General features: G+C 71.9%; 1 protein-coding gene. It reads right to left on the minus strand.

Annotation, left to right across the window (positions count from 1 at the left end; genetic code table 11):
- Positions 1 to 257: 257 nt before the first annotated feature.
- On the minus strand, positions 258 to 2,120 hold the full coding sequence (typA, locus tag DVA66_RS19525) for a translational GTPase TypA (RefSeq protein ID WP_114561481.1): 1,863 nt from the start codon (positions 2,118 to 2,120) through the stop codon (positions 258 to 260).
- Positions 2,121 to 2,304 lie beyond the last annotated feature (184 nt).

A 2,304-nucleotide genomic window follows, 5' to 3' on the forward strand; every position in this document is an offset into this window, starting at 1 on the left:
CGCGGGGCCGCGGTCGGACGGGCGCCGGTGCGCGGGCGGGCGCGGAACGTCTCGTCGGCCCGCAGCGTGCGCTGGGCCACCTCGGCCACGTGGGCCGACGGGTGCTCGGTCAGCCGCTGGATCAGGTAGGGCGGGACGATCCCGACGCGGCGGGACGGGCTGGCGGTCATGGGTGCCTCCTCCTCGGTGCTGCACCCATCAAAGCGCGCCGCTCCGACAGCCCCGCCGGCGGCGTCCCGCCCCGCGACGTCCCGGCCTCAGCCCCGCTTGGCGCGGTTGCGGCTCTTGGCCCGGTCTCCTGCCGACAGCTCGACCTTGCGGATCCGGACGGCCTCGGGGGTGATCTCGAGGCACTCGTCCTCGCGGCAGAACTCCAGCGCCTGCTCCATGTTGAGCAGCTTGGCCGGGATCAGCCGCTCCAGCTCGTCCCCGGTGGAGGAGCGCACGTTGGTGAGCTTCTTCTCCTTGGTGGGGTTGACGTCCATGTCGTCGGCGCGGGCGTTCTCGCCGACGATCATCCCCTCGTAGACGTCGGCGCCGGGGGAGACGAACATGGTGCCCCGCTCCTGCAGGTTGAACAGCGCGAACGCCGTCACGGTGCCGCTGCGGTCGGCCACCAGCGAGCCGGTCGGACGGGTCCGCAGCTCGCCGAACCACGGCTCGTAGGAGTCGAAGACGTGGTGCATCAGACCGGTGCCGCGGGTCTCGGTGAGGAACTCGGTGCGGAACCCGATCAGACCGCGGGCCGGCACCACGTACTCCACCCGCACCCAGCCGGTACCGTGGTTGACCATCTGCTCCAGCCGGCCGCGGCGCAGCCCCATCAGCTGGGTGACCACGCCGATGAAGTCCTCGGGGACGTCGATGGTCAGCCGCTCGACCGGCTCGTGCAGCTTGCCGTCGATGGTGCGGGTGACCACCTGCGGCTTGCCGACGGTGAGCTCGAAGCCCTCCCGGCGCATCATCTCCACCAGCACGGCCAGCTGCAGCTCACCGCGACCCTGCACCTCCCAGGTGTCGGGGCGCTCGGTCGGCAGCACCCGGATGGAGACGTTGCCGATCAGCTCGGCGTCCAGCCGCGCCCTCACCAGCCGGGCGGTCAGCTGCTTGCCCGACCTGCCGGCCAGCGGGGAGGTGTTGATGCCGATGGTCATCGAGATCGACGGCTCGTCGACGGTGATGAGCGGCAGCGGACGCGGGTCCTCGGGGTCGGCGATGGTCTCGCCGATGGTGATGTCGGGGATGCCGGCGATCGCGACGATGTCACCGGGGCCGGCGGAGTCGGCCGGCACCCGCTCCAGCGCCTGGGTCTTCAGCAGCTCCGACAGCTTGACGTTGCTGATGGTGCCGTCGGCCTTGCACCAGGCGACGGTCTGGCCGCGCTCGATCCGCCCGGCCACCACCCGCAGCAGCGCCAGCCGGCCCAGGTAGGGGGAGGCGTCGAGGTTGGTGACGTGGGCCTGCAGCGGCGCGCCCTCCTCGTAGGACGGCGCGGGGATGGTGTCGAGGATGGTGGCGAAGAACGGCTCGAGGTTGTCGGAGTCCGGCATCTCGCCGTCGGCCGGCGCGGTGAGCGAGGCCCGTCCGGCCTTGGCCGAGGCGTAGACCACCGGGAAGTCGAGGACGTCGGTCTGGGAGTCGTCGACGAGGTCCATGAACAGCTCGTAGGTCTCCTCGACCACCTCGGCGATCCGGGCGTCGGAGCGGTCGACCTTGTTGACGCAGACGATGATCGGCAGCTTCTTGGCCAGCGCCTTGCGCAGCACGAACCGGGTCTGGGGGAGCGGGCCCTCCGAGGCGTCCACCAGCAGCACCACGCCGTCGACCATCTCCAGCCCGCGCTCCACCTCGCCGCCGAAGTCGGCGTGGCCGGGGGTGTCGATGATGTTGATGGTGACGTCGCTGCCGTCCGGCGTGCGGTGGGCCACCGCGGTGTTCTTGGCGAGGATGGTGATGCCCTTCTCCCGCTCCAGCGCGTTGGAGTCCATCACCCGGTCGTCGACCGACTGGTTCTCGCGGAAGGCGCCGGACTGCCACAGCATCGCGTCCACCAGCGTGGTCTTGCCGTGGTCGACGTGGGCGACGATCGCGACGTTGCGCAGATCCTGGCGTGTGGGCATGCGGGCACTCTCCGGACGTATGGGGACGGGCTGGCCGGCGGCGCGCAGCCCGGAGGAGTCTAGCCGAGCGCACCAGGACGGGCCGCCGCTGCGGGGCCCGGGGGTGTGCCCGGCCACCGGGATCCTGCGCCGGCGTCGCCCGGGCGCGCGACGGTGCCCGCGGCGCCACGCGGTCGGGCTCGGC

This window comes from Desertihabitans aurantiacus (genome assembly GCF_003344635.1).
Classification (GTDB): Bacteria; Actinomycetota; Actinomycetes; order Propionibacteriales; family Propionibacteriaceae; genus Desertihabitans; species Desertihabitans aurantiacus.